Raw genomic sequence first — 24,141 nt, forward strand, 5'->3', positions numbered from 1 at the left:
TGCAGGGATAATGAGGAAATAACATGACACAACCTATCACTCGTAAGTTACTGGTCGCGGCCAGCATTAGCGCGGCGCTGTTCGCCGGTTCCGCCTTCGCGGCAAAGGATGTCACCGTGGCGGTGGCATCGAACTTTACGACGCTCGACCCGTATGACGCCAACGACACCCTGTCCCAGCAGGTCGCCAAATCGTTTTATCAGGGGCTGTTCGGCCTGGATAAAGAGATGAAAGTGAAAAACGTGCTGGCGGAAAGCTACACGGTTTCCGATGACGGGCTGGTGTACACCGTAAAACTGCGCCAGGGGGTAAAATTCCAGGACGGCACCGACTTCAACGCTGCTGCGGTGAAAGTAAACCTCGACCGCGCCAGCAACCCGGATAACAAACTCAAGCGCTACAACCTGTACAAAAATATCGCCAGCACCGAGGCGGTCGATCCGACTACCGTGAAGATCACCCTGAAGCAGCCGTTCTCGGCGTTTATTAATATCCTCGCCCATCCGGCGACGGCGATGATCTCCCCGGCGGCGCTGGAGAAATACGGCAAAGAGATCGGCTTTCATCCGGTGGGCACCGGGCCTTACGCGCTGGAAACCTGGAACCAGACCGATTTCGTCAAGGTGAAGAAAAACGCCAGCTACTGGGAGCAGGGGCTGCCGAAGCTCGACACCATCACCTGGCGTCCGGTAGTCGACAACAACACCCGCGCGGCGATGTTGCAAACCGGCGAGGCGCAGTTCGCCTTCCCGATCCCTTACGAGCAGGCCGCGGTGCTCCAGAAGAACGACAAACTGGATCTGGTGACTACGCCGTCGATTATGCAGCGCTACATCAGCATGAACGTTACCCAGAAACCGTTCGACAACCCGAAAGTACGTGAAGCCATTAACTACGCCATCAACCGCGATGCGCTGGTTAAAGTGGCCTTTGCCGGATTCGCGACGCCGGCTACCGGCGTGGTGCCGCCCGCTATCGCCTTCGCCGAGCCATTTAAAGCCTGGCCTTACGATCCGGCTAAAGCGCGCGAATTGCTGAAAGAAGCCGGTTATCCGAACGGATTTGAAACCACCCTGTGGTCGTCCCATAACCACAGCACCGCGCAAAAAGTGCTGCAGTTTACCCAGCAGCAGCTGGCGCAGGTGGGCGTGAAGGTGAAACTCACCGCCATGGACGCCGGGCAGCGCGCGGCGGAAGTGGAAGGCAAAGGCCAGAAAGAGAGCGGGGTGAGAATGTTCTATACCGGCTGGTCTGCGTCAACCGGCGAGGCCGACTGGGCGCTGTCGCCGCTGTTCGCTTCCCAGAACTGGCCGCCGACGCTGTTTAATACTGCGTTCTACAGCAATCCGCAGGTGGATAACGATCTCACCGAAGCGCTGAAAACCACCGACAACGCGCAGAAAGCAAGCCTTTATAAAAACGCCCAGGAAATCATCTGGAAAGAATCCCCGTGGGTACCGCTGGTGGTGGAAAAACTGGTTTCTGCGCACAGCAAATCCCTGAGCGGGTTTTACATGATGCCGGACACCGGCTTTAGTTTCGAAGAAGCGGATATTAAATAACGGCGCTCCCCCGGCAACGGGGGAGACGCACGCTAAAGGATCGCGATGTTCAGTTATGTGGTGAAACGCCTGCTGGGACTCATCCCGACGCTGTTTATTGTGGCGGTGCTGGTGTTTTTATTTGTTCACCTGTTGCCCGGCGATCCGGCGCGGCTGATTGCCGGGCCGGAGGCCGACGCGCAGGTGATTGAAATGGTGCGTAGTCAGTTGGGTCTCGATAAACCCCTGTGGTCGCAGTTTTTGAGCTACATGGGCAACGTGCTACAGGGCGATTTCGGCACTTCGCTGGTGTCACGCCGCCCGGTATCCGAGGAGATCGCCAGCCGGTTTATGCCCACGCTGTGGTTAACCATCGCCAGTATGGTCTGGGCGGTGCTGTTCGGCCTGGCAGCGGGTGTGATTGCGGCGGTATGGCGCAACCGCTGGCCGGATCGGCTGAGTATGACCCTGGCGGTATCCGGCATCTCTTTCCCGGCATTTGCCCTGGGGATGCTGCTGATGCAGGTGTTTTCCGTGGAGCTGGGCTGGTTGCCCACCGTGGGTGCGGATAGCTGGCAGCACTACATTCTGCCGTCCATCACCCTGGGCGCGGCGGTGTCGGCAGTGATGGCGCGCTTTACCCGCGCGTCGTTTGTCGATGTGCTGGGGGAGGATTATATCCGTACCGCCAGGGCCAAAGGCGTTACCGAACGCTGGGTAGTGATGAAACACGCGCTGCGCAACGCCATGATCCCGGTCGTCACCATGATGGGCTTGCAGTTCGGCTTCCTGCTCGGCGGCTCGATAGTGGTGGAGAAAGTGTTCAACTGGCCGGGGCTGGGGCGCTTGCTGGTGGATTCGGTGGAAATGCGCGACTACCCGGTGATCCAGGCGGAGGTGCTGCTGTTTTCGCTGGAATTTATTCTTATCAACTTAGTGGTGGACGTGCTCTACGCCGCCATTAACCCGGCTATCAGGTACAAGTAAGGATGCGACTTTTTAACTGGCGCCGACAGGCGGTACTCAACGCGATGCCAACCCTGCATCCTCATCAGGTGCGAACCCCGTGGTCGGAATTCTGGCGTCGGCTGAAGCGCCAGCCGGTGGCGATGATCGCTGGCGGCTTTGTGCTGTTGCTGATCCTGCTGGCGGTGGCGGCCCCCTGGCTGGCCCCGTTTGATGCGGAAAACTATTTCGATTACGACCGGCTTAACGACGGCCCGTCGCTGATGCACTGGTTCGGCGTGGACTCTCTGGGGCGCGATATTTTCAGCCGCGTACTGGTGGGATCGCGCATTTCGCTGGCCGCCGGGGTGCTGGCGGTGCTGGTAGGCGCGGCCATCGGCACGGTGTTCGGGCTGCTGGCGGGGTATTACGAAGGCTGGTGGGATCGCATCATCATGCGCATCTGCGATGTGCTGTTCGCGTTTCCGGGCATTTTGCTGGCGATTGCCGTGGTGGCAGTGATGGGCAGCGGGATGACTAACGTGATTATCGCGGTGGCGATTTTCAGCATCCCGGCGTTTGCCCGCCTGGTGCGTGGCAATACGTTGGTACTCAAACACCAGACCTTTATCGAATCGGCGCGCAGCATTGGGGCATCGGATTTCACCATCCTGTTCCGCCATATTCTGCCGGGCACGGTATCGTCGATTGTGGTCTATTTCACCATGCGTATCGGCACCTCGATTATTTCTGCCGCCAGTCTGTCTTTCCTCGGTTTAGGGGCGCAGCCGCCAACGCCGGAGTGGGGGGCGATGCTCAACGAGGCGCGCGCGGATATGGTGATAGCCCCGCACGTGGCGCTGTTCCCAAGCCTGGCGATTTTCCTGACGGTGCTGGCGTTTAATTTATTAGGCGACGGCCTGCGCGACGCGCTGGACCCGAAAATAAAAGGATAAAAAAAGGCTGCCGCTGGCAGCCTTTTACACAGCAAGCGCGCTTAAACGCGGCTGCCCCACAGATCGTATTCGTCGGCGTTTTCCACTTTGACGCGGATAATGTCGCCCGGCTTAACGCCGGTTTCGCCGTTCAGGTAGACCGCGCCGTCGATTTCCGGGGCGTCCGCCATGCTGCGGCCAATCGCGCCTTCTTCGTCCACCTCATCGATGATGACCATGATTTCACGGCCCACTTTTTCCTGCAGGCGTTCGGCGGAAATCTGCTGCTGGAGCTGCATAAAGCGGTTCCAGCGATCTTCTTTTACCTCTTCCGGGATTTGCTCCGGCAGTTCGTTAGCGCCAGCGCCTTCAACCGGGCTGTATTTAAAGCAGCCCACGCGGTCCAGACGGGCCTCTTTCAGGAAGTCGAGCAGCATCTGGAAATCTTCTTCGGTTTCGCCTGGGAAGCCGACGATAAAGGTCGAGCGCAGGGTCAGTTCCGGGCAAATCTCGCGCCACTGCTTGATGCGTTGTAGCTGGCGATCCACCGAACCTGGGCGCTTCATCAGCTTCAGGATGCGCGGGCTGGCGTGCTGTAACGGGATGTCCAGATAGGGCAGCACTTTGCCTTCGGCCATCAGCGGGATCACATCGTCGACGTGCGGGTACGGGTACACGTAATGCAGACGCGTCCAGATACCCAGTTTCGCCAGCTGTTCACACAGGCCCACCATGCTGGTTTTTACCGGCTCGCCGTTATGAAAGCCCATACGGTGTTTTACATCGACGCCGTAAGCGGAGGTATCCTGGGAGATCACCAGAATCTCTTTCACACCCGCGTCGGCCAGGCGTTTGGCTTCAGACAGCACCTCGCCAATCGGGCGGCTGACCAGATCGCCGCGCATCGACGGGATAATGCAGAAGGTGCAGCGGTGGTTGCAGCCTTCGGAAATTTTCAGGTACGCGTAGTGGCGCGGAGTTAGCTTGACGCCCTGTTCAGGCACCAGGCTTAAAAACGGGTTGTGCTTCGGCTTCGGCACATAGTGATGCACATGTTCCAGCACCTGCTCGTAGCTGTGCGGCCCGGTGATTTCCAGCACCTTCGGATGCACTTCGCGGATTTGATCTTCTTTCGCGCCAAGGCAGCCGGTCACAATCACCTTGCCGTTCTCGTTTAACGCTTCGCCAATGGCTTCCAGCGACTCCTGCACCGCGCTGTCGATAAAGCCGCAGGTATTGACGATCACCATATCGGCGTTATCGTAACTCGGCACCACGTCATACCCTTCGGTACGCAGTTCAGTCAGGATGCGTTCAGAGTCCACCAGGTTTTTCGGGCAGCCCAGGGAGACGAAGCCGATTTTCGGCTGGTGTGATACATTGCTCATAAGGTCAAAAAATAGTCAGTTATCGAATGGTCAGGGCAAGGATTGTACGGATTTCCTCGGGGAATTTATACACATCTGTGCGTAAATTACGTCGCCATTAAGTAATACTAATCCCGGCTTTGCGTTTCACTAATGGGTTAACAGGGATTAACAGGATACTTTGTATTCAGTCACTCACTGTTACGAGGTATTCAATGAAAGATTTAGATTTGCTGGCGAAATTAGAAATGGCGAAAACGCTCCATAATCATGGCGTTGATTTGATTCAGATTGCCACCGCTACCGGGCTAACCCGACCGGAATTAATCGCTGCGCTTAAGATTATTTTCCGGGATGAAATTGATAATCACCGTAAGCGGGTTTCTCGTACCGGATCGGCTGCCAGTCTGATTTAGTTTTTAATCGCTGTTAATAACCACTGGAGCGTTTTGTTAGTTTCTTTACGGGAGGATGAAAAGATACTGAATTGCGGTAATGAAAAGGGCGTTTCCAGTTTTTTTAGCTGATACATTTCTCGATAGGTTGAAAATAATTTTTCCGGAATAATTCCCAGGCAATTGGTTTTAGAAACGATTAACAGTAGAGAGGAGAATGAGGTGGTCAAGAGACACCGTTCGCTCGATCTGAATTTTTTATCAACAATACTCCGGTGATAAATGATTTTTTCGTTTTTCGTGTTGTAGCCGATTAGGTTAGCATCTTTAAATAATGCCTCAGTAATGGTATCGCCATAAATTTCATTATGTTGTGAAACAATCAGCACCAGTTTCATCTCTTCAACTTTCTGGCAGATGATATTACTGTTCGCAACCGAAAACGTGGAAAATACGACGTCAGCCTGGCGCAGGTTTAACAGTTCCGTGATGCTATGTTCATTCAAATCTGCGGTGCGATGCAGCAGGCTGATGTCGGATTGCGATGTAATGATTTTTTCTGTTAAGTCGGGGATGACCAGCGGTGATATATAGGGTTCAGTATACAGAGTTAATCTTTTCTTTTTTACCAGCGCCGACAGAGGAAGTAAACTGGAAAGCGTATCTAAAACGGGGAGGATATTATCGTAAAGTTCATCCGCGTATACGGTGGGTAAAAGAGCATTCCCGCTGCGAACAAATAAATTATCGTCCATGAGCTCACGTAATTTTTTCAGTGACTGACTCACGGCGGAAGCGGAAATGTCCAGCATATCTGCAACCTTGCTAATGCTGCCCATACTGTAAATTAAACAGAAAATGGCCAGCAGGTTCAGGTCTATTTTTGTTAACGCGCAGGTTTTTTCTGAAACTGAATTGATGGACATAGATCCCTCAGAATCAACTTTACTATACCGCCTGGCCTGTTTTTCAACATAGCAGAGAAAACCGTTCCCGGCGGCATGGGCAACTAAAACAGTTATCTTGCTTAAATAACTGACAGTTTCATCCATTCCTGGTATTGACCTGGGGTGCCTCCCTCTGCCGCTTCGCTGCCGTTGTGTCAATGTAAATAATGTTAATGTGTGATGGAAGATTGATTTAAAACATGTGAACGCTCAGAAATTAGCCATACTCTGTCTGTGCATGTTAGATGTCGCACAGGGAGGATACCGTTATGTCCGTTGCCAGACTCAAACACGATCTCTACCAGAAGCTGATCGTGGCCAGAAATGCACTTTCTGCGTACCTGAAGTTGAGAAAAGCGAAGGGATATATGTCGGTGGCTGAGAGCAATCATCTGCGCGATAGTTTGTTTGATTTATGCGCCTTCTGGCGGGAAAAACACCCGCGTTTGAAACTGGCGCTACGCGAAGATGAGCTGGCGGCATTGCACCGCGGGCTGGATGCGATATCCAGCGCGGCGGTGTGTTTAATGACCGGCAGCCACGATTGCCCGCTCTATATTACGGTGGATGCCGATAAGCTGGAGCGCGCCATTGCCACATTGAACCTGAGCATTCGTCAACTCACTCACCATCAGGCTCCCGCAGAGGCCTGAACCCGGGGGAGCTTAGCTCCCCCGATTTGTTAAAGGTTTTGTAAAATTCCCGTCATCCGCCGGCGCGCTGGCTAACCTTATCGAAAACTGAGGAGAGAGCCATGAAACCGCGCGTGTCCCTTGTTGCCGCTCTGTTATTCGTCAGCGTTTCCGTCCAGGCGCAGGACGTCAATGTCGAGGTCCTGCAAAGCAAGCTTGACCACCCCTGGTCGCTGGCGTTTTTGCCGGACAACCAGGGCATGTTAATCACGCTGCGCGACGGCCAGCTTAAGCGCTGGCAGCCTGGGGAAGGTCTCTCTGACCCCATCGTCGGCGTGCCGGATGTCTGGGCCGAAGGGCAGGGCGGGCTGCTGGACGTGGTGCTGGCACCCGATTTCGCCCAAAGCCGCCGGGTGTGGCTGAGCTATTCTGAAGTGGGCAACGACGGCAAGGCGGGCACTGCCGTGGGCTATGGTCGCCTGAGCGATGACGTCAAACGGCTGGAAAATTTCACCGTGGTGTTCCGCCAGCATCCGAAGCTCTCTACCGGCAACCACTTCGGCGGGCGTATGGTGTTTGACGGCAAAGGCTATCTGTATATCGCGACAGGCGAGAACAACCGGCGGCCCACCGCGCAGGATCTGGATAAGCATCAGGGTAAACTGATCCGTCTGACCGATCAGGGCAAGGTGCCGGACGATAACCCGTTTGTAAATCAACCGGGCGCGAAACCGGAAATCTGGGCTTACGGCATCCGTAACCCGCAGGGGCTGGCGATGAACCCGTGGAGCAACGCGCTGTGGCTTAACGAACACGGCCCGCGCGGCGGCGATGAGATTAATATTCCCGAGCGCGGCAAAAACTACGGCTGGCCTCTTGCTACCTGGGGCATCAACTACAGCGGGTTAAAGATCCCCGAAGCCAAAGGCGGCAAAGTAGCGGGCACCGAGCAGCCGATTTTCTGGTGGGAGCACTCTCCGGCGCTCAGCGGTATGGCGTTCTATAACGCTGACACCTTCCCGCAGTGGAAAAACAAACTGTTTATTGGCGCGCTGAAAGATAAAAACCTGATCGAAATGACCGTTAACGGCAACAGCGTGAAAGAGGATGGGCGCTTGCTGGACTCGCGTAAACAGCGTATCCGTGATGTACGCGTCGGGCCGGATGGCTATCTGTACGTGCTGACCGACGAATCCGACGGCCAGCTGTTAAAGGTCTCGCCGAAAAGTTAATCAGCTTACCGGGATCATCACAACTTTACGGTACGCCGGGCGCTCGCTGAGCTGCTGATACCAGCGCTGCAAGTTAGGGCGCGGCGTTAATTGAATATCAATATTCCACAGGTTGTAGACATAGGGCGCAACGGCGATATCCCCCGGTCCGAACTGATCCCCGGACAGCCACTGCAGGTGGGCCAGCTCGGCGTCCAGCATCCCTAACAGCTTATCGCACTGGGCAACGGCCTCGTCAATTTGCGCCATGTTGCGCTGCTCCGGCGGGGTTCTCACCAGGCCAAACAGCACCACGCGGTGCGCGGGCGGTAACGTCGATGCCGCCCAGTCCATCCACTTTTCACCCTGGGCGCGTACCGCAGGCGAATCAAACCAGATGCGGTTTTGCCCGTACTGCGCGGCAAGGTAGCGCACGATGGTGTTGGATTCCCACAGGGTAATGCCGGTTTCGTCGTCACGCAGGCAGGGGATCAGCCCGTTAGGGTTCATCGCCAGATATTCCGGCTCGTTATTCAGGCCAAATTTCCCGCCAGCGGGAATAACCTCAAAGGGAAGCTCCAGTTCTTCAAGACACCACAGGACCTTTTTTACATTGGTGGAATTATCTCTGCCCCAAACGGTAATCATGGTTCGCTCCTTATTCGTGTAATAAAGTGGCTCCATCATACGCTGCTAATAAGTTGCCGGACATGTTATTGCGTTAACCGGTGTTCAATAACGCGTAAAAATATGGCGTTAAAACTGACCGGGCCACGGCAAATCGCATAAACTTTAAAAACTTTACCAACACAGTGTTTCTTTACGTGGATGAGTGCGGGACACTCACCGCTCATTGCGATGCATTTGATTTAACTTGTTTTGTTGAAAGGATATTCGGGTGGTACCTATGAACCAGAAAACGCGACTGACAACTCTGCGTGTATGGGCCGCAGGCTCTGCACTGTTATTGATTTCTACCACGGCAGCCTATGCCGCAGAACAGGTTCAAACACCCGATGCGCCGCCAGTAGAAGCCCGGGCCTGGATCCTGATGGATTACGCCAGCGGCAAAGTGCTCGCCGAAGGCAACGCCGATGAAAAGCTCGACCCGGCCAGCCTCACCAAGCTGATGACCAGCTACGTGGTGGGCCAGGCGCTGAAGGCGCAAAAAATTCATCTTAACGATATGGTCACCGTGGGCAAAGACGCCTGGGCAACGGGCAACCCGGCGCTGCGCGGCTCCTCGTTGATGTTCCTGAAGCCAGGCGATCAGGTCTCGGTGGCGGATCTCAATAAAGGTGTAATTATCCAGTCGGGCAACGACGCCAGCATCGCTATTGCCGATTATGTAGCCGGTAGCCAGGATTCGTTCGTCAGCCTGATGAACAGCTATGCTGCCAAACTTGGCCTGACCAATACCACCTTCAAAACGGTACACGGCCTGGATGCGCCGGGCCAGTTCAGCACCGCGCGGGATATGGCGCTGCTGGGCAAGGCACTGATCCACGATGTGCCGGAAGAGTACGCGATCCACAAAGAGAAAGAGTTCACGTTCAATAAGATCCGCCAGCCGAACCGCAACCGTCTGCTGTGGAGCACTACCATGAACGTCGATGGGATGAAAACCGGCACCACCGCCGGGGCCGGTTATAACCTGGTGGCCTCTGCGACCCAGGGCGATATGCGTTTAATTTCCGTGGTGCTGGGCGCGAAAACCGACGGCGTGCGCTTCCGTGAATCGGAAAAGCTGCTGACCTGGGGCTTCCGCTTCTTTGAAACCGTGACGCCGATTAAGCCGGACGCCGCCTTTGTTAACCAGCGCGTCTGGTTTGGCGATAAATCAGAGGTGAAGCTCGGCGCGGGGGAAGCGGGTTCAGTGACCATCCCGAAAGGCCAGCTGAAAAATCTCAAAGCGACATTTACCCTCACCGAGCCGCAGCTCACCGCGCCGCTGAAAAAAGGCCAGGTGGTCGGCAATATTGATTTCCAGCTCAACGGCAAATCGATTGAACAGCGTCCGCTGATTGTCATGGAAGCAGTAGAAGAGGGCGGTTTCTTTAGCCGGATGTGGGATTTCGTGTTGATGAAATTCCACCAGTGGTTTGGCGACTGGTTTTAACTTCTGAATGCTTCCCGCTTTCCGGCGGGAAGCCCCGTCAGTTACCACACCAGCGTGATGTTTTTTTCCTGAGCGTAACGCACAAACTCGTCATCCGGGCGGCTGTCGGTAATCAGCGTATCGAAAGACGTCAGCGGGCCCATGCAGGCCGAACGCACTTTGCCGAACTTACTGGCATCCGCCACCAGCACATGACGCTGGGCCATCTCCAGCGCCCAGTGTTTCACCGGCAGTTCATCCAGATTAAAACAGGTTGCCCCGTGGCGAATATGGATGCCCGCTGCCGAAAAGAAGGCGATATCCGGGCACAGATTGCGCAGGGTCTCATGGAAATTTAGCGGCTTGAAAATGGCGTTGCTGGCGTGGAACTCGCCGCCGCACAGGATCACCCGGCACAGCGGTTTTTCCTGTAGCGCCAGGAACGTATTCAGCGAGTAACAGACGCCGGTGAAGGGCAGATCGTCATCCAGCGCGTCGATAATCCACGGCGTGGTAGTGCCGCAGTCGAAAAACAGCGTGTGGTGTGGACGAACCAAATCTGCGGCGTGACGGGCGGCCTTGCGTTTTTCTTCTACCAGACGGGTTTTCTGGTCGCTCAGCAAATAGTGACTTACGGCAGAACTGCGCGGTTCCAGTACGATATAGCCGCCCAACAGCACCACCGGCGCGTTATTACCGCTCAGGTCGCGGCGGATAGTCATTTCCGAGACGCCCAGCAGCGCCGCCGCTTCTTTGAGATGGAGTTTGTCGCTGCGCTTTAACGCCTGCAGCAACTGCCCGATTCGATCGCCACGCCGTGTTTCCATATCACCTCTGTTATTGTGTTTACCCTGTCTGTGGGCCACGGCCTCACCGCCAGCGGGCAATTTTACGCGTCGATGCTGCGTTAGTCACGCACCCAACCTTTGCGGATGGGTAGCGCGAAGCAGAATCGATAAACCCGGCACAAAAATCGGTACAGCGCAGCGCCGCACAGATTCCAGACGATCTGAGTCGTGAGGCAGGCCAGCAGGCCGACCAGCAGGCCGCCCAGCATATCGAGTGGCCAGTGTACCCCAAGGTAAACCCGTGACCACGCCACCGCGCAGGCGATAATAAACAGCGCCGTGCCTGACCACAGGCGATGCCAGAACAAAAACGCCAGCGCGAAGGTAAAAATCACCGTGCCGTGATCGCTGGGCCACGAATAATCCGGCGCATGGTGCAGGAAGTTATAGCCGATACCCTCGGCGAACGGGCGTTCATGGGGAAAGGTCTGCCCCAGCAGCCAGGAAACCGACATGCTGATAGCCAGGGCGATGGCGGTGCGGATCACCAGATGACGCTGGTAATCCACCTGATGACGCGGCCCCCACAGCCAGAGCGCCACAATCAGCACCGGCACAATGTGGATTAAATCTTTGGCGATAAAAATCGCGGCCTGAATAAGCCAGGCAGGGGACGCCGGCGTGGCGTTGATCAGGTCAAACAGTGACAGGTTCAGGGTTTCCATCATAATCCAGTCCTTAACGGTCCCGCGATTGTCGCCAGGGTGCGGCGCGAAAGGAGATAAACATAAAAGCGCAGCGCTGGTCGGTAAAGGGGTATTGTCTTAGTTATCGGTATGTTGTGTAACAATGGATAACCTCACTCAGTTGATTTAAAACCCCCGCTCCTGAATAAAACCTTAACGCCGCGCGAAAACGTGCGTTTTCCGGTCCTGTCGCGCACAATTCACTATCTGAATCGCCGCTGTTTCATTACACTCTGCGCGATTTTTAATGGATGACTTTCACGCATGCAAACAACAACTTCTTCAACCAAACGGCTGGGGCGGCAGGCGCTGCTGTTCCCGCTCTGTCTGGTGCTTTACGAATTCTCGACTTATATCGGCAACGATATGATCCAACCCGGCATGCTAACGGTAGTGGCGCAGTATCAGGCGGGCGTGGAGTGGGTGCCGACCTCGATGACCGCCTATCTGGCGGGCGGGATGTTTTTACAATGGCTGCTGGGGCCACTCTCCGATCGCGTGGGTCGCCGTCCGGTGATGCTGTGGGGCGTGGTGTGGTTTATCGTGACCTGCCTGGCGACGCTACTGGCGCAAAATATCGAACAGTTCACTGTGCTGCGGTTTCTTCAGGGGATCAGCCTGTGCTTTATCGGCGCGGTGGGATATGCGGCGATCCAGGAGTCGTTTGAAGAGGCGGTGTGCATCAAAATTACCGCGCTGATGGCGAACGTGGCGCTGATTGCGCCGCTGCTCGGCCCGCTGGTGGGCGCGGCCTGGATCCACGTCGCGCCCTGGGAAATGATGTTTGTGCTGTTCGCGGTGCTGGCGGCCATCTCCTTTTTTGGGCTATGGCGCGCGATGCCGGAAACCGCCACCCGCCTTGGCGACAAACTGTCGATGAAGGAGCTGGGGCGCGATTACCGTGAAGTGATGAAGAACGTGCGGTTTGTGGCAGGGGCGCTGTCGATTGGCTTTGTCAGCCTGCCGCTGCTGGCCTGGATAGCCCAGTCGCCGGTGCTGATCATCAACGGTGAAAAGCTCAGCACCTACGAATATGGCCTGCTCCAGGTGCCGATTTTCGGCGCGCTGATTATCGGCAACCTGGTGCTGGCGCGCTTAACCTCGCGCCGCACCGTGCGGGCGCTGATTATCATGGGCGGCTGGCCGATTATGCTTGGCCTGGCGGTGGCCGCGCTGGCGACAGTGGTCTCGTCCCACGCCTATTTATGGATGACCGCCGGGCTGAGCATTTACGCTTTCGGGATTGGCCTTGCCAACGCCGGACTGGTGCGCCTGACGCTGTTTGCCAGCGACATGAGTAAAGGCACGGTTTCCGCCGCTATGGGGATGCTGCAAATGCTGATCTTCACCGTCGGGATTGAGCTCAGCAAACACGCGTGGCTGCTGGGCGGCAATGGCCTGTTCAGCCTGTTTAACCTCGCTAACGGGCTATTGTGGCTGGGGCTGATGGTGATATTCCTGAAGGATAAATCGGTCGGCAGCGGGTTACAGCCGCAGTAAAAAAATCGCCCTCTGTTGAGGGCGATGTCTTAGTTGAAGGGCGCTTCGCGATTCAGCACCTTATCAATCACATCAAGCACCGCCTGATGGTTATTATGCCCGGCCTGATAATGGGCGAGGGCGCGAATATTTTCCGGCGCGTTTTGCATCGCAAACCCATACCCGGCCTGGGTGAGCATTTCGATATCGTTGCCGCCGTCGCCAAACGTCACCACTTCATGATCTTCAATGCCCCAGCGTTCCTGAACAATCCGCAGACCGTTGGCTTTGTGCAGGCCGGGGATAATCAGATCGATAGAGCCGTGTCCGCTGGTTACCGGCACCACGATGCCCTCCAGCGATTCGCCCAGCGCGATCATGGTTTCGGCGAGAATATCGTCCGGCAGGTTCAGCGCGAATTTAAAAAATACGTCGTCAATACCGGTAAAGCTGTCCACCTCTTTCAGGCGGTGGTAATAGCGCGCCGCCAGCAGCTTAAACGACGGATGGTAGCTTTTCAGAATATAGCCCCACTGCTTGCCGCAGGCGATGATTTCGATATCCGGCAGGGTCAGCAGGTGATCCACCACGGTGTTGTATTGCTGCACGGTGAATTCGCCATTGAACATATCGTCGCCCTCGCACACCACCCACGCGCCGTTATCGGCAACAAAGGCGATCTCCTGGGCGATCTCCGGGAAGAAGGAATACAGCTGGTAGTACTGGTTGCCGCTCGCCACCGCAAAGCGGATGCCCTGCTCTTTCATCCGGGCGTACTGCGCTAAAAAGCGCGGGCGGTTGTACTGCTTTACGTCATCCAGAAAGGTGCCATCCATGTCGACAGCGATCAGTTTCACGCTCATCTGCATTGCTCCGTTGAACTTTCAATTTGAGATTCAGGTTTCGCCACCGCGCGAGCCACCAGCGCGGCGATAATCACCAGCGACAGCACTACGATCATCGCGCTGCGCAGCCCGTAATGCTCCCCCAGGAAACCTAACAGCGGCGGTCCTACCAGGAAGGCCAGATAACCGGTGGTAGCCACTACGCTAACGCGTGATGCGGCATCCGGGCCGGTATCGCTGGCGGCGGAAATAGTCAGCGGGAAGCCGAGCGACGCGCCAAGCCCCCAGAGTAGCACCGATGCGCCCGCCAGCCAGGGATTATCGACAAACACGATAATCGCGATGCCCAGCGCGCCCATCACGGCGCTGGCGCGTACCACCGCCACGCGGCTGTAGCGGTCAATAAACCAGCCGCCGGTAAAGCGGCCTATCGTCATGCCGAGGGTAAATCCGGCATAGATAATCGAGCCGGAAGTGGCGCTAAAACCGTGGCCGTCTACCATCAACAGCGGCAGCCAGTCGTTAGCCGAGCCTTCAGCAAAGGCCATTGCCAGCACGATCACGCCAATAAGCAGCAGCTGGAAATCCTTATAAAACGGCACTCGCTGCTGGGCGTTAGCCTGTTTTTCCTGCTTTGATTCTTTGCCCACGCCGTCAGGTATGGCGCGCATGGCGTAGATCATCGGCGCGACGGTGACCAGCCCGGCCAGCAGAATATGCCCGTCGGCGCGTATATTGATTGCGGTCAGCGCCATACCGACGCCCGCGCCCGCCAGCGTGCCGAGGCTGTAGAAACCGTGCATCATCGGCAGAATGGTTTTATGGCTTTCACGCTCAACCACCGCGCCTTCTATATTCAGCGCCACTTCAGACGAGCCAAGACCTGCGCCAAACAGCGCCAGACCACTGGCAAAGACAAAAGCGGTGGAGATGGCGAGCCCGCCGCTCATCAACATAATCCCGGCAATCGCCAGGATCATGCTGTTACGGATCACGATGCGGGTGCCAAAGCGTTTCACCAGCCAGGCGGAGCTCAGCACGCCGCTCATGGAACCAATCGACAGCCCAAACAGCACCACGCCCATTTCTGCGGTGGAAACGGCAAGACCGTCGCGGATAGCGGGAGTGCGGGTGGCCCAGGAGGCCATCAATAAGCCGGGTAAAAAGAAGAAGATAAACAGTGCCCAGGTGCGGCGACGCAGGGCCTGGCGTGCGGTTAACGGCATTTACTAACCTGGTTTCCGGAAAAGGTAAGACAACACTAGCAAGGAAGTGTACATTTGTACATATCACTTTTATGACCCCGAGGATGGGATGAGTAAAGCAGAATCCGCCCCCAGCGGGCGGCGAGACATTATTTTAGACGCCACGCTGGATGCCGTCGCGGAGCATGGTATTAACGGCGTCACCCATCGCAAAATCGCGGCGCTGGCTGGGGTGCCGCTGGGGTCGATGACCTACTACTTCACCGGCATCGACGATCTGCTTGAAGAGGCGTTTTGCCGGTTTGCCGACCGGATGTCGGAAAGTTTTATTCATCATATAGGGCAGGCAACCAGCCCCGCGATGGCCTGCGATGCGCTGGCTGACCTGATTTGCGGCGCATACATGACCACGCCGCGCAATATGGAACTGATGTACCAGCTGTACGCTTACGCCGCACGGCGTCCCGGTTTAAAGCTGGTGATGCAGGCCTGGATGCGACGCAGCCAGACGCTGCTGGAACACTGGTTCGACCCGGTCACCGCGCGGGCGCTGGACGCATTTGTCGAAGGGATGACGCTACACTACGTAACCGATAGCGCGCCGCTGGGACGTGAACAATTGCGTGAGCTTTTGGGAAGGATTGCGGGGGAAGAAGGGCGCGTAAGCTGAATTTCAGGCAACAAAAAACCCATCAACCTTGAACCAAAACGGCGGGGTTGATGGGCTCCACAAATTGGGGACATCAAAGAAAAGCAGTGGCACTAATTCAGACTACGCACGCCTTCAAAAGTTCGCCCCTAAGTTAAAAAAATCACAAAAATTTTTAACGTCCTACCAACCCAGGCCCGGCCAGATGATGACAATCAGCGTTCCTGCCAATGTTAACAAGACGTTAGCGATAGCGTAGGTGCCTGCATAACCCAGCGCCGGGATATTGCTACGGGCGGTATCGCTGATAATTTCCATGGCTGGCGCACAGGTGCGTGCGCCCATCAGGGCACCAAACAGCAGCGCGCGGTTCATTTTCAGCACCCAGACGCCGAACATAAAGCTGATGACCACTGGCAACAGGCTGACGATAAGCCCGGCGATCAGCATTTGACCGCCCACCGCGCCCAGGCTGTGGCCGATGCCGCTACCTGCGCTTAATCCCACGCCCGCCATAAACACCATCAGGCCGAACTCTTTCACCATCATCAGCGCGCCCTGCGGAATGTAGCCGAAAGTCGGGTGGTTGGCACGCAAGAAGCCCAGCATAATTCCGGCGAACAGCAGACCGGCCGCATTACCGATGCCAAAGCTGAACGAGCTGAACTGGAAAGTGATCATCCCAATCATCAGGCCGATGATAAAGAAGGCGCAAAAGGCCAGCAGATCGGTAACCTGGCTGTGAATCGAGATAAACCCGATGCGGTCAGCGATGGTTTTCACGCGCCGCGCGTCGCCGCTCACCTGCAACACATCCCCTTTGTTGAGCACGATATTGTCGTCGATCGGCATTTCAATCTGGCTGCGGATCACGCGGTTCAGGAAGCAGCCGTGATCGGTGAGCTTCATCTGACCAAGCCGGCGGCCCACCACGTTATGGTTTTTCACCACGATCTCTTCGGTCACGATACGCATGTCCAGCAAGTCGCGGTCAAACACTTCTTTACCGTTGCGGAAACTCGGGTCGAGGCGGGCGTGAGCGTCCGGATAACCCACCAGCGCGATTTCATCCCCCACCTGCAATACCGCATCGCCATCCGGGTTCGCCAGAATGCCGTTACGGCGAATGCGTTCGATATAGCAGCCGGTCTGGCGGTAAATCCCCAGTTCGCGCAGATTTTTGCCGTCGGCCCACGCCACCAGTTCTGGCCCAACGCGGTAGGCGCGGATCACCGGCAGATAAACTTTGCGGTTGGAATCGGTATCCAGCCCGCGCTCGCGGGCGATTTGCTGGGCGCTGGTCTGCAGATCCTGGTGCTGCAATTTTGGCAGATAGCGCGCGCCGAAAATCAGGCTGACCAGGCCAATCAAGTAGGTGAGGGCGTAACCGAGGCTAAGATGATCCAGTGCGGTGCTGAGCGTAGTGCCCTCCATCCCGGAATGGCGCAGCGTATCCCCCGCGCCAACCAGCACTGGCGTCGAGGTCATTGACCCCGCCAGCATCCCCGCCGTGAGGCCGATATCCCAGCCGAAAAGTTTGCCAAGGCCGAGGGCGATCAGCAGAGCGCTGCCCACCATCACCGTGGCTAACATTAAATAATTCTTACCATCGCGAAAAAAAATAGAGAAAAAGTTAGGCCCGGCTTCCACGCCAACACAAAAAATAAACAGCATAAAGCCCAAATTCAGCGCGTCGGTGTTAATTGAAAAATTATGCTGGCCTAATAATAACGAGACGACTAAAACGCCAATAGAATTACCCAGTTGGACAGAACCGAGCCGTAATTTGCCAAGACAGAGTCCTAAAGCCAGTACAACAAATAATAACAGGATGTAATTCCCGCTTAACAAATCTGCGACGTTTATATTCACGGCGGCTAACTTCTCGTTTACCAGTAACCTATTGAAATGGGTGATGTTTTACGCTACTGTTTTGGCCCATAATCGAAGATATGCTGATTGTTCATTCATCACATTAATATCTCGGGCAAAAACACACGATGGCCGGTAGTTTAATCGGATTACCCGTGGTCGGCTAGCGAGAAATAGTGTCATGAATCGTTTTAGGCAGGGATTGCCGCAGTGCTTATTCTAACTGGGTAACCCGTATTTCCGGGTGATTGTTTTTAGTTTGATATGGGCAATGTCAGGGGATATCGGTGATGAAAGCTCCTTTTTGGCCGGGTACAGTATGCAGCTTCATACTCTTTCTGGTCGTATTTATTCTCCATAAGCTTTCGGTGTCGGGATATTATCCCGTGCAGAAGCATCTCGATCTCGGCATGCTGTGTTTTCTTCTGCCGGGAATGATTGCCAGTTTCTTCTCTCGCGACGATCGCCTGTTTAAACCGCTGCTGGGCGCGATGCTGGCGGCGCCGTTATGTTTGCTGCTGGTGTTTATTACGCCTATTCCTGAGCGGTCGCTGTTTCAGGAGGTGGCCTGGCTGTTTGGCGCGGTATTCTGGTGCGGGCTGGGTGCGCTCTGCTACCTGTTCGCGCGAAAGCTGTTAAAATTGTCAGAATAAAAAAACCGGCTCAGCGAGCCGGTTTTTTTATGAACGATAAATCAGGCGGTATAAAGCGATAGATTGGCTTTCGCCCAGGCTTCAAAATCGGTGCAGCCGCCGATGTGGGTAGAGTCCACGAAGATCTGCGGTACGGTTTCTACCGGTTTGCCGACGGTTTTTTCCAGGTCAGCTTTGGTGATGCCTTCTGCGTGAATATCAACGTAGCGGAAGTTGAAATCGTCGCGCTCGGCGGTCAGTTTCTCAGCCAGTTCTTTAGCGCGAACGCAGTAAGGGCAGCCCGGACGACCAAAAATAACTGCAAACATGATAACTCCTTGATAACGATTGCCTGTCGGCGAATGCGGCTATCATGCCATAACGCTAAGTAATGAAAAGCAGGTTACGCCTCTTAGTTTGATACCTGTCATCTTTCATTGGCTATTTTTTATCGCGCCGTTATGGCTAAAAAGGGCGGCGTGGTTTTCAGGTTATACTCCCTTTTTTAACCGCAGGAGAAACCCAATGCGCTCACTGGGTGCTTTACCCAAACCGGTGCTGATCCTGGAGGCCGTGGGCATGGTCGTACTGGGCACGGCCTGGCTATCCCTGAAAGGGTATGTCGACTTGCCTGCGCCGTTTAACAATGCCAGCTGGGGCATCGTCATGGTGTTCCTCGGCGTGCTGCTGATGTTACCCGCCGCCGTGGCGCTGGTGTGGAACATGGGCCAGAATATGGCGCCGCTGCTGTTTAAATCATCTGCCAAATCAAAATCATCGCCAGAAAAGGACTCTCATCATGACGCCAACCATTGAGCTGCTCTGTTCGCACCGCTCGATCCGCCATTTTACCGACCAGCCGATTACCGACGCGCAACGCGAGGCGATCTTTGCCGGGGCCCGCGCGGCGTCCAGTTCCAGTTTTTTACAGTGCAGTTCGATTATCCGCGTTACCGATCCGGCGCTGCGTGAAAAGCTGGTACCGCTCACCGGCGGCCAGAAGCATGTGGCGCACGCCCCGGAATTTTGGGTGTTCTGCGCCGATTTTAACCGCCATCTGCAAATTAGCCCGGACGCGCAGCTCGGCCTTGCCGAACAGCTGCTGTTAGGCGTGGTGGATACCGCGATGATGGGACAAAACGCCATGGTGGCGGCAGAATCGCTGGGGCTGGGCGGCGTATATATTGGTGGTATCCGTAACAATATCGAGGCGGTAACTGAACTGCTGGGTCTTCCGCAACAGGTGCTGCCGCTATTCGGCCTGTGCCTCGGCTGGCCTGCTGATAACCCGGACGTAAAACCGCGTCTGCCGACCGCCATTGTGGTGCATGAAAATCGCTACCAGCCGCTGGATCGCGAGGCGCTGGCCGCCTATGACGAGGAGCTGGCGCGCTACTATCTCACCCGCGACAGCAATAACCGCCGGGATACCTGGAGCGACCATATCCGCCGCACCATCATTAAAGAAAACCGCCCGTTTATTCTCGACTTTTTACATAAACAGGGGTTCGCCACGCGTTAATTGTCCAGGCTCGCTACGCAGTTGGTAACGGGCCGTGTATGATGTGCCGGTCAATACCAGTGAGAGCGAGGTGAAGGATGAAAATCGCCGTTTTATCCCGGGATGGAACCTTGTGGTCGTGTAAGCGACTGCGCGAAGCCGCGATGCGGCGCGGACATTTTGTCGAAATTCTCGACCCGCTCTCCTGTTATATGAATATCAATCCGCTGTCGCCCTCGATGCACTACAAAGGGCGCAAGCTGCCCCATTATGATGCGGTGATCCCGCGCATTGGTTCCGCCATCACCTTTTACGGCACCGCCGTGCTGCGCCAGTTCGAAATGATGGGCAGCTATCCGCTGAATGAATCCGTCGCCATTACCCGCGCCCGCGATAAGCTGCGCTCCCTGCAACTGATGGCGCGCCAGGGGATTGATTTGCCGGTTACCGGCATTGCCCATTCGCCGGACGACACCAGCGATTTGATCGAAATGGTGGGCGGCGCGCCGCTGGTGGTGAAACTGGTGGAGGGCACTCAGGGGATTGGCGTGGTGCTGGCGGAAACGCGCCAGGCGGCGGAGAGCGTGATTGATGCGTTTCGCGGCCTCAACGCCCATATTCTGGTGCAGGAATACATCAAAGAAGCCAAAGGCCGGGACGTGCGTTGCCTGGTGGTGGGCGATCGGGTGGTCGCCGCCATTGAACGCCAGGCGAAAGAGGGGGATTTCCGCTCCAACCTGCACCGCGGCGGCGTGGCGCGGGTAGCGGATATTACTCCACGCGAGCGGGAGATCGCTTTACGCGCGGCCAGCACGATGGGGCTGGACGTGGCGGGGGTGGATATCCTGCGTTCCGACCGCGGCCCGCTGGTGATGGAGGTTAACGCATCGCCAGGCCTGGAAGGCATCGAAAACACCACCGGCATTGATATCGCCACCCTGATGATCCAGTGGATTGAAAAAAACGCCAGGCCGGGTTTTTGTCTAAAAATTGGTGGTTGAAGCGCCCCACAGGTTTGCGTCAGATTAAAGGATGCGCCCTAAAACGTAGTATCGGGGGGGCTTTTTGCGTAAGCTATCGGCCAGCTATCATTCACCGCATATCGCGAACCGCGAATTAAGAGGGTTCAGTTTTTATGGATTCACTCGTCGTCCCCAGTCTGGACACACTGCGCCACTGGCTTGAACAGTTAGAGGTGAGTTTTTTCGAGTGCGATACCTGCCAGGCGTTGCATTTGCCCCACATGCAAAATTTTGACGGCATCTTCGATGCTAAAGTCGATTTGCTGGATAACACCATACTGTTCTCGGCACTGGCGGAAGTAAAACCGTCTGCACTGCTGCCGCTGGCCTGCGATTTGTCGGCGATTAACGCCAGCTCCCTGACGGTGAAAGCCTTCCTGGATATTCAGGACGATAACATGCCGAAAATGGTGGTGTGCCAGTCGCTGTCCGTCAGCGTGGGCGTGACGTTCGAACAGTTCGCGGCGTTTTTCCGCCAGAGTGAAGAGCAGATTTCGATGGTGATTCTGGAAGCGGGATCGCATCATTTACTCTTTACCGCCGAAGACGAAGAGAAAAATAGCGTCGAAATGCATACCCATTTTCTTCACTAACGGCGCTGATTCCTGCCGCAGTCGCTGCCAGGGCGACTGCGTATCACATTTAATTATTCTGCCGTTAACCGCCTGATAAAGAATATTTCACTACCTTTATCCCCTTTTTAGCCGAGGTGATAGAGCGATTCAGTCTAAAAAATTGATAAAACGCATTTTTTCTACCGGGCTATAGTCCTGGACATATCCTACAGTTATTCTTGCGAAGCGAAAAAAGCCTGCATTGTCTGCCGAAGAATGGTCGATCCTTTTTCTGCGCAGCATGACCAAATATGCACGAAAATTGCATATGTTTCATTGCAGATGTGTAATTGCGTAAATTTAGCTCGGAAAACAACGAGTTTTTACCCTTTATTCAGAAGGAAACAGATATGTTCACCCAAAGAAAAAAATGGTTGTCGGGTGTGGTTGCCGGTGCGCTGATGGCAGCCTCTGCAAGCGTCATGGCTGCCGAACAAAAAACACTGCACGTGTATAACTGGTCAGACTATATTGCCCCGGACACCATCGAAAACTTCACCAAAGAAACCGGCATTAAAGTGGTTTACGACGTGTTCGATTCCAACGAAGTGCTGGAAGGCAAACTCATGGCGGGCAGCACCGGTTTCGACCTGGTGGTGCCGTCTGCCAGCTTCCTTGAGCGCCAGCTGGCCGCCGGCGTGTTCCAGCCGCTGGATAAAAGCAAGTTGCCGAACTGGAAAAACCTCGACCCTGAACTGCTGAAGCTGACGGCAAAACACGATCCGGAAAATAAATATGCCATGCCGTATCTCTGGGCCACCACCGGCATCGGCTATAACGTTGATAAAGTGAAAGCCGCGCTGGGCGGCGACGTGCCGCTGAACAGCTGGGACCTGGTGCTGAAGCCGGAAAACCTTGAGAAGCTGAAAAGCTGCGGCGTCTCTTTCCTTGATGCGCCTGAAGAGGTGTTCGCCACCGTGCTGAACTACCTGGGCAAAGATCCGAACAGCGAAAAAGCCGATGATTACACCGGCCCGGCGACCGATCTGCTGCTGAAGCTGCGTCCGAATATTCGTTACTTCCACTCGTCCCAGTACATTAACGACCTGGCGAACGGCGATATCTGCGTAGCCATCGGCTGGGCAGGGGACGTATGGCAGGCGGCGAACCGCGCCAAAGAAGCCAAAAACGGCGTCAATGTCTCCTACACCATTCCTAAAGAAGGGGCGTTGGCCTTCTTTGACGTCTTCGCCATGCCGACTGACGCTAAAAACAAAGAAGAAGCCTATCAGTTCCTGAATTACCTGATGCGTCCGGACGTGATCGCCCACATCAGCGATTACGTGTTCTACGCCAGCGCCAACAAAGAAGCGACTCCACTGGTCAGCGCGGAAGTGCGCGACAACCCGGGCATTTACCCGCCTGCGGATGTAATGGCGAAACTGTTCACGCTGAAAGTGCAGGATCCAAAAATCGACCGCGTCCGCACCCGTGCCTGGACCAAAGTGAAAAGCGGCAAGTAATTACCGCCAGTGATGCCAGGACTGCCCTGGCGTGGGGCAGAGGCGAGCCGGTCTCTGCCCCGTTATTAGTGCGACAACCGGGCCGCACAGGTATTCATGCTTTTGCCGGAGAGCAATAATTGAACGACGCTATCCCCCGCCCACAGGCGAAAACCCGCAAAGCGCTCACCCCGCTGCTGGAAATCCGCAACCTGACTAAATCCTTTGACGGCCAGCATGCCGTGGACGACGTCAGCCTGACTATCTATAAAGGCGAAATTTTCGCCCTGCTCGGTGCCTCCGGGTGCGGTAAATCAACCCTGCTGCGGATGCTGGCGGGTTTTGAGATCCCCACTCAAGGCCAGATTTTGCTGGATGGCGTGGATTTATCCCGCGTACCGCCGTACCAGCGCCCAATCAATATGATGTTCCAGTCCTACGCGCTGTTCCCCCATATGACGGTGGAGCAGAATATCGCCTTTGGCCTGAAGCAGGACAAACTGCCGCGCGGTGAGATCGCCGCGCGGGTCGAAGAGATGCTGACCCTGGTGCATATGCAGGAGTTCGCCAAACGCAAGCCGCACCAGCTTTCCGGCGGCCAGCGCCAGCGCGTGGCGCTGGCGCGCAGCCTGGCGAAGCGCCCGAAACTGCTGCTGCTCGACGAGCCAATGGGCGCGCTGGACAAAAAACTGCGCGACCGGATGCAGCTTGAAGTGGTGGATATCCTGGAGCGCGTCGGCGCGACCTGTGTGATGGTCACCCACGATCAGGAAGAGGCCATGACCATGGCCGGACGTATCGCCATTATGAACCGCGGTAAGTTCGTGCAGATTGGCGAGCCGGAAGAGATTTACGAGCATCCCACCACCCGCTACAGCGCGGAATTTATCGGCTCGGTGAACGTGTTCGACGGGCTGCTGAAATCCCGCGAGGAAGACGGTCTGGTGATCGACTCCCCAGGTCTGATGCACCCGCTGAAGGTCGATCCGGATGCCTCGGTGGTGGACGGCGTACCGGTACACGTGGCGCTGCGCCCGGAAAAAGTCATGCTCTGCGAAGAGCCGCCTGCCGACGGCTATAACTTTGCCGTGGGTGAAGTGGTGCATATTGCCTATCTGGGCGATCTGTCGATCTATCACGTGCGCCTGAAAAGCGGGCAGATGATCACCGCCCAGTTGCAGAACGCTTATCGCTACCGCAAAGGCGCGCCAACCTGGGGCGACGAAGTGCGTCTGTGTTGGGACGCCGACAGCTGTGTGGTTCTGACGGTTTAAG

At 55.7% G+C, this 24,141-nt stretch carries 25 protein-coding genes; 16 read left to right on the forward strand and 9 right to left on the reverse strand.

The window, feature by feature from the left end; all coding sequences use genetic code 11:
• Positions 1-23: 23 nt before the first annotated feature.
• From gsiB to gsiD, 3 genes are read left to right on the forward strand one after another with little or no spacing between them, the layout of a single operon-like run.
• Complete coding sequence (gsiB, locus tag FND52_RS08350; protein ID WP_144130473.1) at positions 24-1,562, forward strand: glutathione ABC transporter substrate-binding protein GsiB; 1,539 nt, start codon at positions 24-26, stop codon at positions 1,560-1,562.
• Positions 1,563-1,607: 45 nt separating this feature from the next.
• On the forward strand, positions 1,608-2,528 hold the full coding sequence (gene gsiC, locus FND52_RS08355) for a glutathione ABC transporter permease GsiC (RefSeq protein ID WP_125291715.1): 921 nt from the start codon (positions 1,608-1,610) through the stop codon (positions 2,526-2,528).
• A gap of 2 nt (positions 2,529-2,530) precedes the next feature.
• A complete protein-coding gene (gene gsiD / locus FND52_RS08360) occupies positions 2,531-3,442 on the forward strand; it encodes a glutathione ABC transporter permease GsiD (protein ID WP_125291716.1) in 912 nt (303 codons plus the stop codon).
• Positions 3,443-3,483: 41 nt separating this feature from the next.
• On the opposite strand, the gene rimO is transcribed toward gsiD, so the two are convergent.
• A complete protein-coding gene (gene rimO, locus FND52_RS08365; protein ID WP_125291717.1) occupies positions 3,484-4,809 on the reverse strand; it encodes a 30S ribosomal protein S12 methylthiotransferase RimO in 1,326 nt (441 codons plus the stop codon).
• Between the two features lie 194 nt (positions 4,810-5,003).
• On the opposite strand from rimO, the gene FND52_RS08370 reads away from it, so the two are divergent.
• A complete protein-coding gene (locus tag FND52_RS08370) occupies positions 5,004-5,204 on the forward strand; it encodes a hypothetical protein (protein ID WP_125291718.1) in 201 nt (66 codons plus the stop codon).
• On the opposite strand, the gene FND52_RS08375 is transcribed toward FND52_RS08370, so the two are convergent.
• Positions 5,201-6,235: a LysR family transcriptional regulator gene (locus tag FND52_RS08375; RefSeq protein WP_244290561.1), complete on the reverse strand. Its 1,035-nt coding sequence runs from the start codon at positions 6,233-6,235 to the stop codon at positions 5,201-5,203. The two genes, FND52_RS08370 and FND52_RS08375, sit on opposite strands and share 4 nt — an antisense overlap.
• 164 nt (positions 6,236-6,399) lie before the next feature.
• Between FND52_RS08375 and FND52_RS08380 the strand changes: the two genes are divergently transcribed.
• Positions 6,400-6,783 (forward strand): biofilm formation regulator BssR, encoded by a 384-nt coding sequence (locus FND52_RS08380; protein WP_125291719.1) that lies wholly within the window; start codon positions 6,400-6,402, stop codon positions 6,781-6,783.
• Positions 6,784-6,884: 101 nt separating this feature from the next.
• Complete coding sequence (locus tag FND52_RS08385; protein ID WP_144130475.1) at positions 6,885-7,994, forward strand: PQQ-dependent sugar dehydrogenase; 1,110 nt, start codon at positions 6,885-6,887, stop codon at positions 7,992-7,994.
• Here the strand turns inward: FND52_RS08385 and FND52_RS08390 are convergent, their stop codons facing one another.
• Entirely contained in the window at positions 7,995-8,621 is a 627-nt protein-coding gene (locus FND52_RS08390; RefSeq protein WP_144130477.1) for a glutathione S-transferase family protein, read from the reverse strand.
• 259 nt (positions 8,622-8,880) lie between these two features.
• On the opposite strand from FND52_RS08390, the gene dacC reads away from it, so the two are divergent.
• Entirely contained in the window at positions 8,881-10,092 is a 1,212-nt protein-coding gene (gene dacC / locus FND52_RS08395; protein WP_125291722.1) for a serine-type D-Ala-D-Ala carboxypeptidase, read from the forward strand.
• Positions 10,093-10,133: 41 nt separating this feature from the next.
• Here dacC and deoR read toward each other — a convergent pair whose 3' ends face one another.
• Complete coding sequence (deoR, locus tag FND52_RS08400) at positions 10,134-10,898, reverse strand: DNA-binding transcriptional repressor DeoR (protein WP_125291723.1); 765 nt, start codon at positions 10,896-10,898, stop codon at positions 10,134-10,136.
• An 80-nt stretch (positions 10,899-10,978) separates the two neighbouring features.
• The gene (ybjG, locus tag FND52_RS08405) at positions 10,979-11,587 is read right to left on the reverse strand and encodes an undecaprenyl-diphosphate phosphatase (RefSeq protein WP_144130479.1); all 609 of its coding nucleotides are present in this window, start codon (positions 11,585-11,587) and stop codon (positions 10,979-10,981) included.
• A gap of 282 nt (positions 11,588-11,869) precedes the next feature.
• Here ybjG and FND52_RS08410 point away from each other — a divergent pair, with 282 nt between their 5' ends.
• Positions 11,870-13,105 (forward strand): MFS transporter, encoded by a 1,236-nt coding sequence (locus FND52_RS08410; protein WP_144130481.1) that lies wholly within the window; start codon positions 11,870-11,872, stop codon positions 13,103-13,105.
• Positions 13,106-13,134: 29 nt separating this feature from the next.
• Here the strand turns inward: FND52_RS08410 and FND52_RS08415 are convergent, their stop codons facing one another.
• Entirely contained in the window at positions 13,135-13,947 is an 813-nt protein-coding gene (locus tag FND52_RS08415) for a Cof-type HAD-IIB family hydrolase (protein ID WP_144130483.1), read from the reverse strand.
• Positions 13,944-15,155, reverse strand: a complete 1,212-nt coding sequence (locus tag FND52_RS08420) for an MFS transporter (RefSeq protein ID WP_125291727.1) — start codon at positions 15,153-15,155, stop codon at positions 13,944-13,946. The genes FND52_RS08415 and FND52_RS08420 overlap by 4 nt, the downstream gene beginning before the upstream one ends.
• 88 nt (positions 15,156-15,243) lie before the next feature.
• On the opposite strand from FND52_RS08420, the gene FND52_RS08425 reads away from it, so the two are divergent.
• Positions 15,244-15,804, forward strand: coding sequence for a TetR/AcrR family transcriptional regulator (locus tag FND52_RS08425; RefSeq protein ID WP_125291728.1), 561 nt, complete (start codon positions 15,244-15,246; stop codon positions 15,802-15,804).
• A gap of 162 nt (positions 15,805-15,966) precedes the next feature.
• On the opposite strand, the gene FND52_RS08430 is transcribed toward FND52_RS08425, so the two are convergent.
• Positions 15,967-17,655 (reverse strand): aspartate:alanine antiporter, encoded by a 1,689-nt coding sequence (locus tag FND52_RS08430; RefSeq protein WP_125291729.1) that lies wholly within the window; start codon positions 17,653-17,655, stop codon positions 15,967-15,969.
• A gap of 290 nt (positions 17,656-17,945) precedes the next feature.
• Here FND52_RS08430 and ybjM point away from each other — a divergent pair, with 290 nt between their 5' ends.
• Positions 17,946-18,308, forward strand: a complete 363-nt coding sequence (gene ybjM, locus FND52_RS08435) for an inner membrane protein YbjM (RefSeq protein ID WP_125291730.1) — start codon at positions 17,946-17,948, stop codon at positions 18,306-18,308.
• Between the two features lie 41 nt (positions 18,309-18,349).
• On the opposite strand, the gene FND52_RS08440 is transcribed toward ybjM, so the two are convergent.
• The gene (locus FND52_RS08440) at positions 18,350-18,616 is read right to left on the reverse strand and encodes a GrxA family glutaredoxin (RefSeq protein WP_125291731.1); all 267 of its coding nucleotides are present in this window, start codon (positions 18,614-18,616) and stop codon (positions 18,350-18,352) included.
• Between the two features lie 196 nt (positions 18,617-18,812).
• Here FND52_RS08440 and FND52_RS08445 point away from each other — a divergent pair, with 196 nt between their 5' ends.
• The 6 genes from FND52_RS08445 to potG all read left to right on the forward strand — a co-directional run bounded on the left by FND52_RS08445 (position 18,813) and on the right by potG (position 24,140).
• Positions 18,813-19,103: a DUF1418 family protein gene (locus tag FND52_RS08445; protein ID WP_125291732.1), complete on the forward strand. Its 291-nt coding sequence runs from the start codon at positions 18,813-18,815 to the stop codon at positions 19,101-19,103.
• The gene (nfsA, locus tag FND52_RS08450; protein ID WP_125291733.1) at positions 19,087-19,809 is read left to right on the forward strand and encodes an oxygen-insensitive NADPH nitroreductase; all 723 of its coding nucleotides are present in this window, start codon (positions 19,087-19,089) and stop codon (positions 19,807-19,809) included. The genes FND52_RS08445 and nfsA overlap by 17 nt, the downstream gene beginning before the upstream one ends.
• Positions 19,810-19,886: 77 nt before the next feature.
• On the forward strand, positions 19,887-20,789 hold the full coding sequence (gene rimK / locus FND52_RS08455; protein ID WP_125291734.1) for a 30S ribosomal protein S6--L-glutamate ligase: 903 nt from the start codon (positions 19,887-19,889) through the stop codon (positions 20,787-20,789).
• 134 nt (positions 20,790-20,923) lie between these two features.
• Entirely contained in the window at positions 20,924-21,403 is a 480-nt protein-coding gene (locus FND52_RS08460) for a type III secretion system chaperone family protein (RefSeq protein WP_125291735.1), read from the forward strand.
• A 371-nt stretch (positions 21,404-21,774) separates the two neighbouring features.
• Positions 21,775-22,887 carry a spermidine/putrescine ABC transporter substrate-binding protein PotF gene (gene potF / locus FND52_RS08465; RefSeq protein ID WP_125291736.1) on the forward strand — a complete coding sequence of 371 codons (1,113 nt, stop codon included), beginning with the start codon at positions 21,775-21,777 and terminating at the stop codon, positions 22,885-22,887.
• Between the two features lie 119 nt (positions 22,888-23,006).
• Entirely contained in the window at positions 23,007-24,140 is a 1,134-nt protein-coding gene (gene potG / locus FND52_RS08470; protein WP_125291737.1) for a putrescine ABC transporter ATP-binding subunit PotG, read from the forward strand.
• Position 24,141 lies beyond the last annotated feature (1 nt).

The sequence above is a fragment of the Atlantibacter subterraneus genome (assembly GCF_007570865.1).
In the GTDB taxonomy this organism is placed as follows: Bacteria; Pseudomonadota; Gammaproteobacteria; order Enterobacterales; family Enterobacteriaceae; genus Atlantibacter; species Atlantibacter subterraneus.

Bases quoted from the DNA above. Each gene is read 5' to 3' on its own strand.
- gsiD (WP_125291716.1), top strand. From the start codon at position 2,531: ATGCGACTTTTTAACTGGCGCCGACAGGCGGTACTCAACGCGATGCCA.
- FND52_RS08445 (WP_125291732.1), top strand. From the start codon at position 18,813: ATGCGCTCACTGGGTGCTTTACCCAAACCGGTGCTGATCCTGGAGGCC.
- FND52_RS08410 (WP_144130481.1), top strand. From the start codon at position 11,870: ATGCAAACAACAACTTCTTCAACCAAACGGCTGGGGCGGCAGGCGCTG.
- FND52_RS08390 (WP_144130477.1), bottom strand. From the start codon at position 8,621: ATGATTACCGTTTGGGGCAGAGATAATTCCACCAATGTAAAAAAGGTC.
- FND52_RS08380 (WP_125291719.1), top strand. From the start codon at position 6,400: ATGTCCGTTGCCAGACTCAAACACGATCTCTACCAGAAGCTGATCGTG.
- gsiC (WP_125291715.1), top strand. From the start codon at position 1,608: ATGTTCAGTTATGTGGTGAAACGCCTGCTGGGACTCATCCCGACGCTG.
- potF (WP_125291736.1), top strand. From the start codon at position 21,775: ATGTTCACCCAAAGAAAAAAATGGTTGTCGGGTGTGGTTGCCGGTGCG.
- ybjG (WP_144130479.1), bottom strand. From the start codon at position 11,587: ATGATGGAAACCCTGAACCTGTCACTGTTTGACCTGATCAACGCCACG.
- nfsA (WP_125291733.1), top strand. From the start codon at position 19,087: ATGACGCCAACCATTGAGCTGCTCTGTTCGCACCGCTCGATCCGCCAT.
- dacC (WP_125291722.1), top strand. From the start codon at position 8,881: ATGAACCAGAAAACGCGACTGACAACTCTGCGTGTATGGGCCGCAGGC.
- FND52_RS08420 (WP_125291727.1), bottom strand. From the start codon at position 15,155: ATGCCGTTAACCGCACGCCAGGCCCTGCGTCGCCGCACCTGGGCACTG.
- FND52_RS08370 (WP_125291718.1), top strand. From the start codon at position 5,004: ATGAAAGATTTAGATTTGCTGGCGAAATTAGAAATGGCGAAAACGCTC.
- FND52_RS08415 (WP_144130483.1), bottom strand. From the start codon at position 13,947: ATGAGCGTGAAACTGATCGCTGTCGACATGGATGGCACCTTTCTGGAT.
- FND52_RS08425 (WP_125291728.1), top strand. From the start codon at position 15,244: ATGAGTAAAGCAGAATCCGCCCCCAGCGGGCGGCGAGACATTATTTTA.
- rimK (WP_125291734.1), top strand. From the start codon at position 19,887: ATGAAAATCGCCGTTTTATCCCGGGATGGAACCTTGTGGTCGTGTAAG.
- FND52_RS08440 (WP_125291731.1), bottom strand. From the start codon at position 18,616: ATGTTTGCAGTTATTTTTGGTCGTCCGGGCTGCCCTTACTGCGTTCGC.
- FND52_RS08385 (WP_144130475.1), top strand. From the start codon at position 6,885: ATGAAACCGCGCGTGTCCCTTGTTGCCGCTCTGTTATTCGTCAGCGTT.
- rimO (WP_125291717.1), bottom strand. From the start codon at position 4,809: ATGAGCAATGTATCACACCAGCCGAAAATCGGCTTCGTCTCCCTGGGC.
- gsiB (WP_144130473.1), top strand. From the start codon at position 24: ATGACACAACCTATCACTCGTAAGTTACTGGTCGCGGCCAGCATTAGC.
- FND52_RS08460 (WP_125291735.1), top strand. From the start codon at position 20,924: ATGGATTCACTCGTCGTCCCCAGTCTGGACACACTGCGCCACTGGCTT.
- ybjM (WP_125291730.1), top strand. From the start codon at position 17,946: ATGAAAGCTCCTTTTTGGCCGGGTACAGTATGCAGCTTCATACTCTTT.
- deoR (WP_125291723.1), bottom strand. From the start codon at position 10,898: ATGGAAACACGGCGTGGCGATCGAATCGGGCAGTTGCTGCAGGCGTTA.
- FND52_RS08375 (WP_244290561.1), bottom strand. From the start codon at position 6,235: ATGGATGAAACTGTCAGTTATTTAAGCAAGATAACTGTTTTAGTTGCC.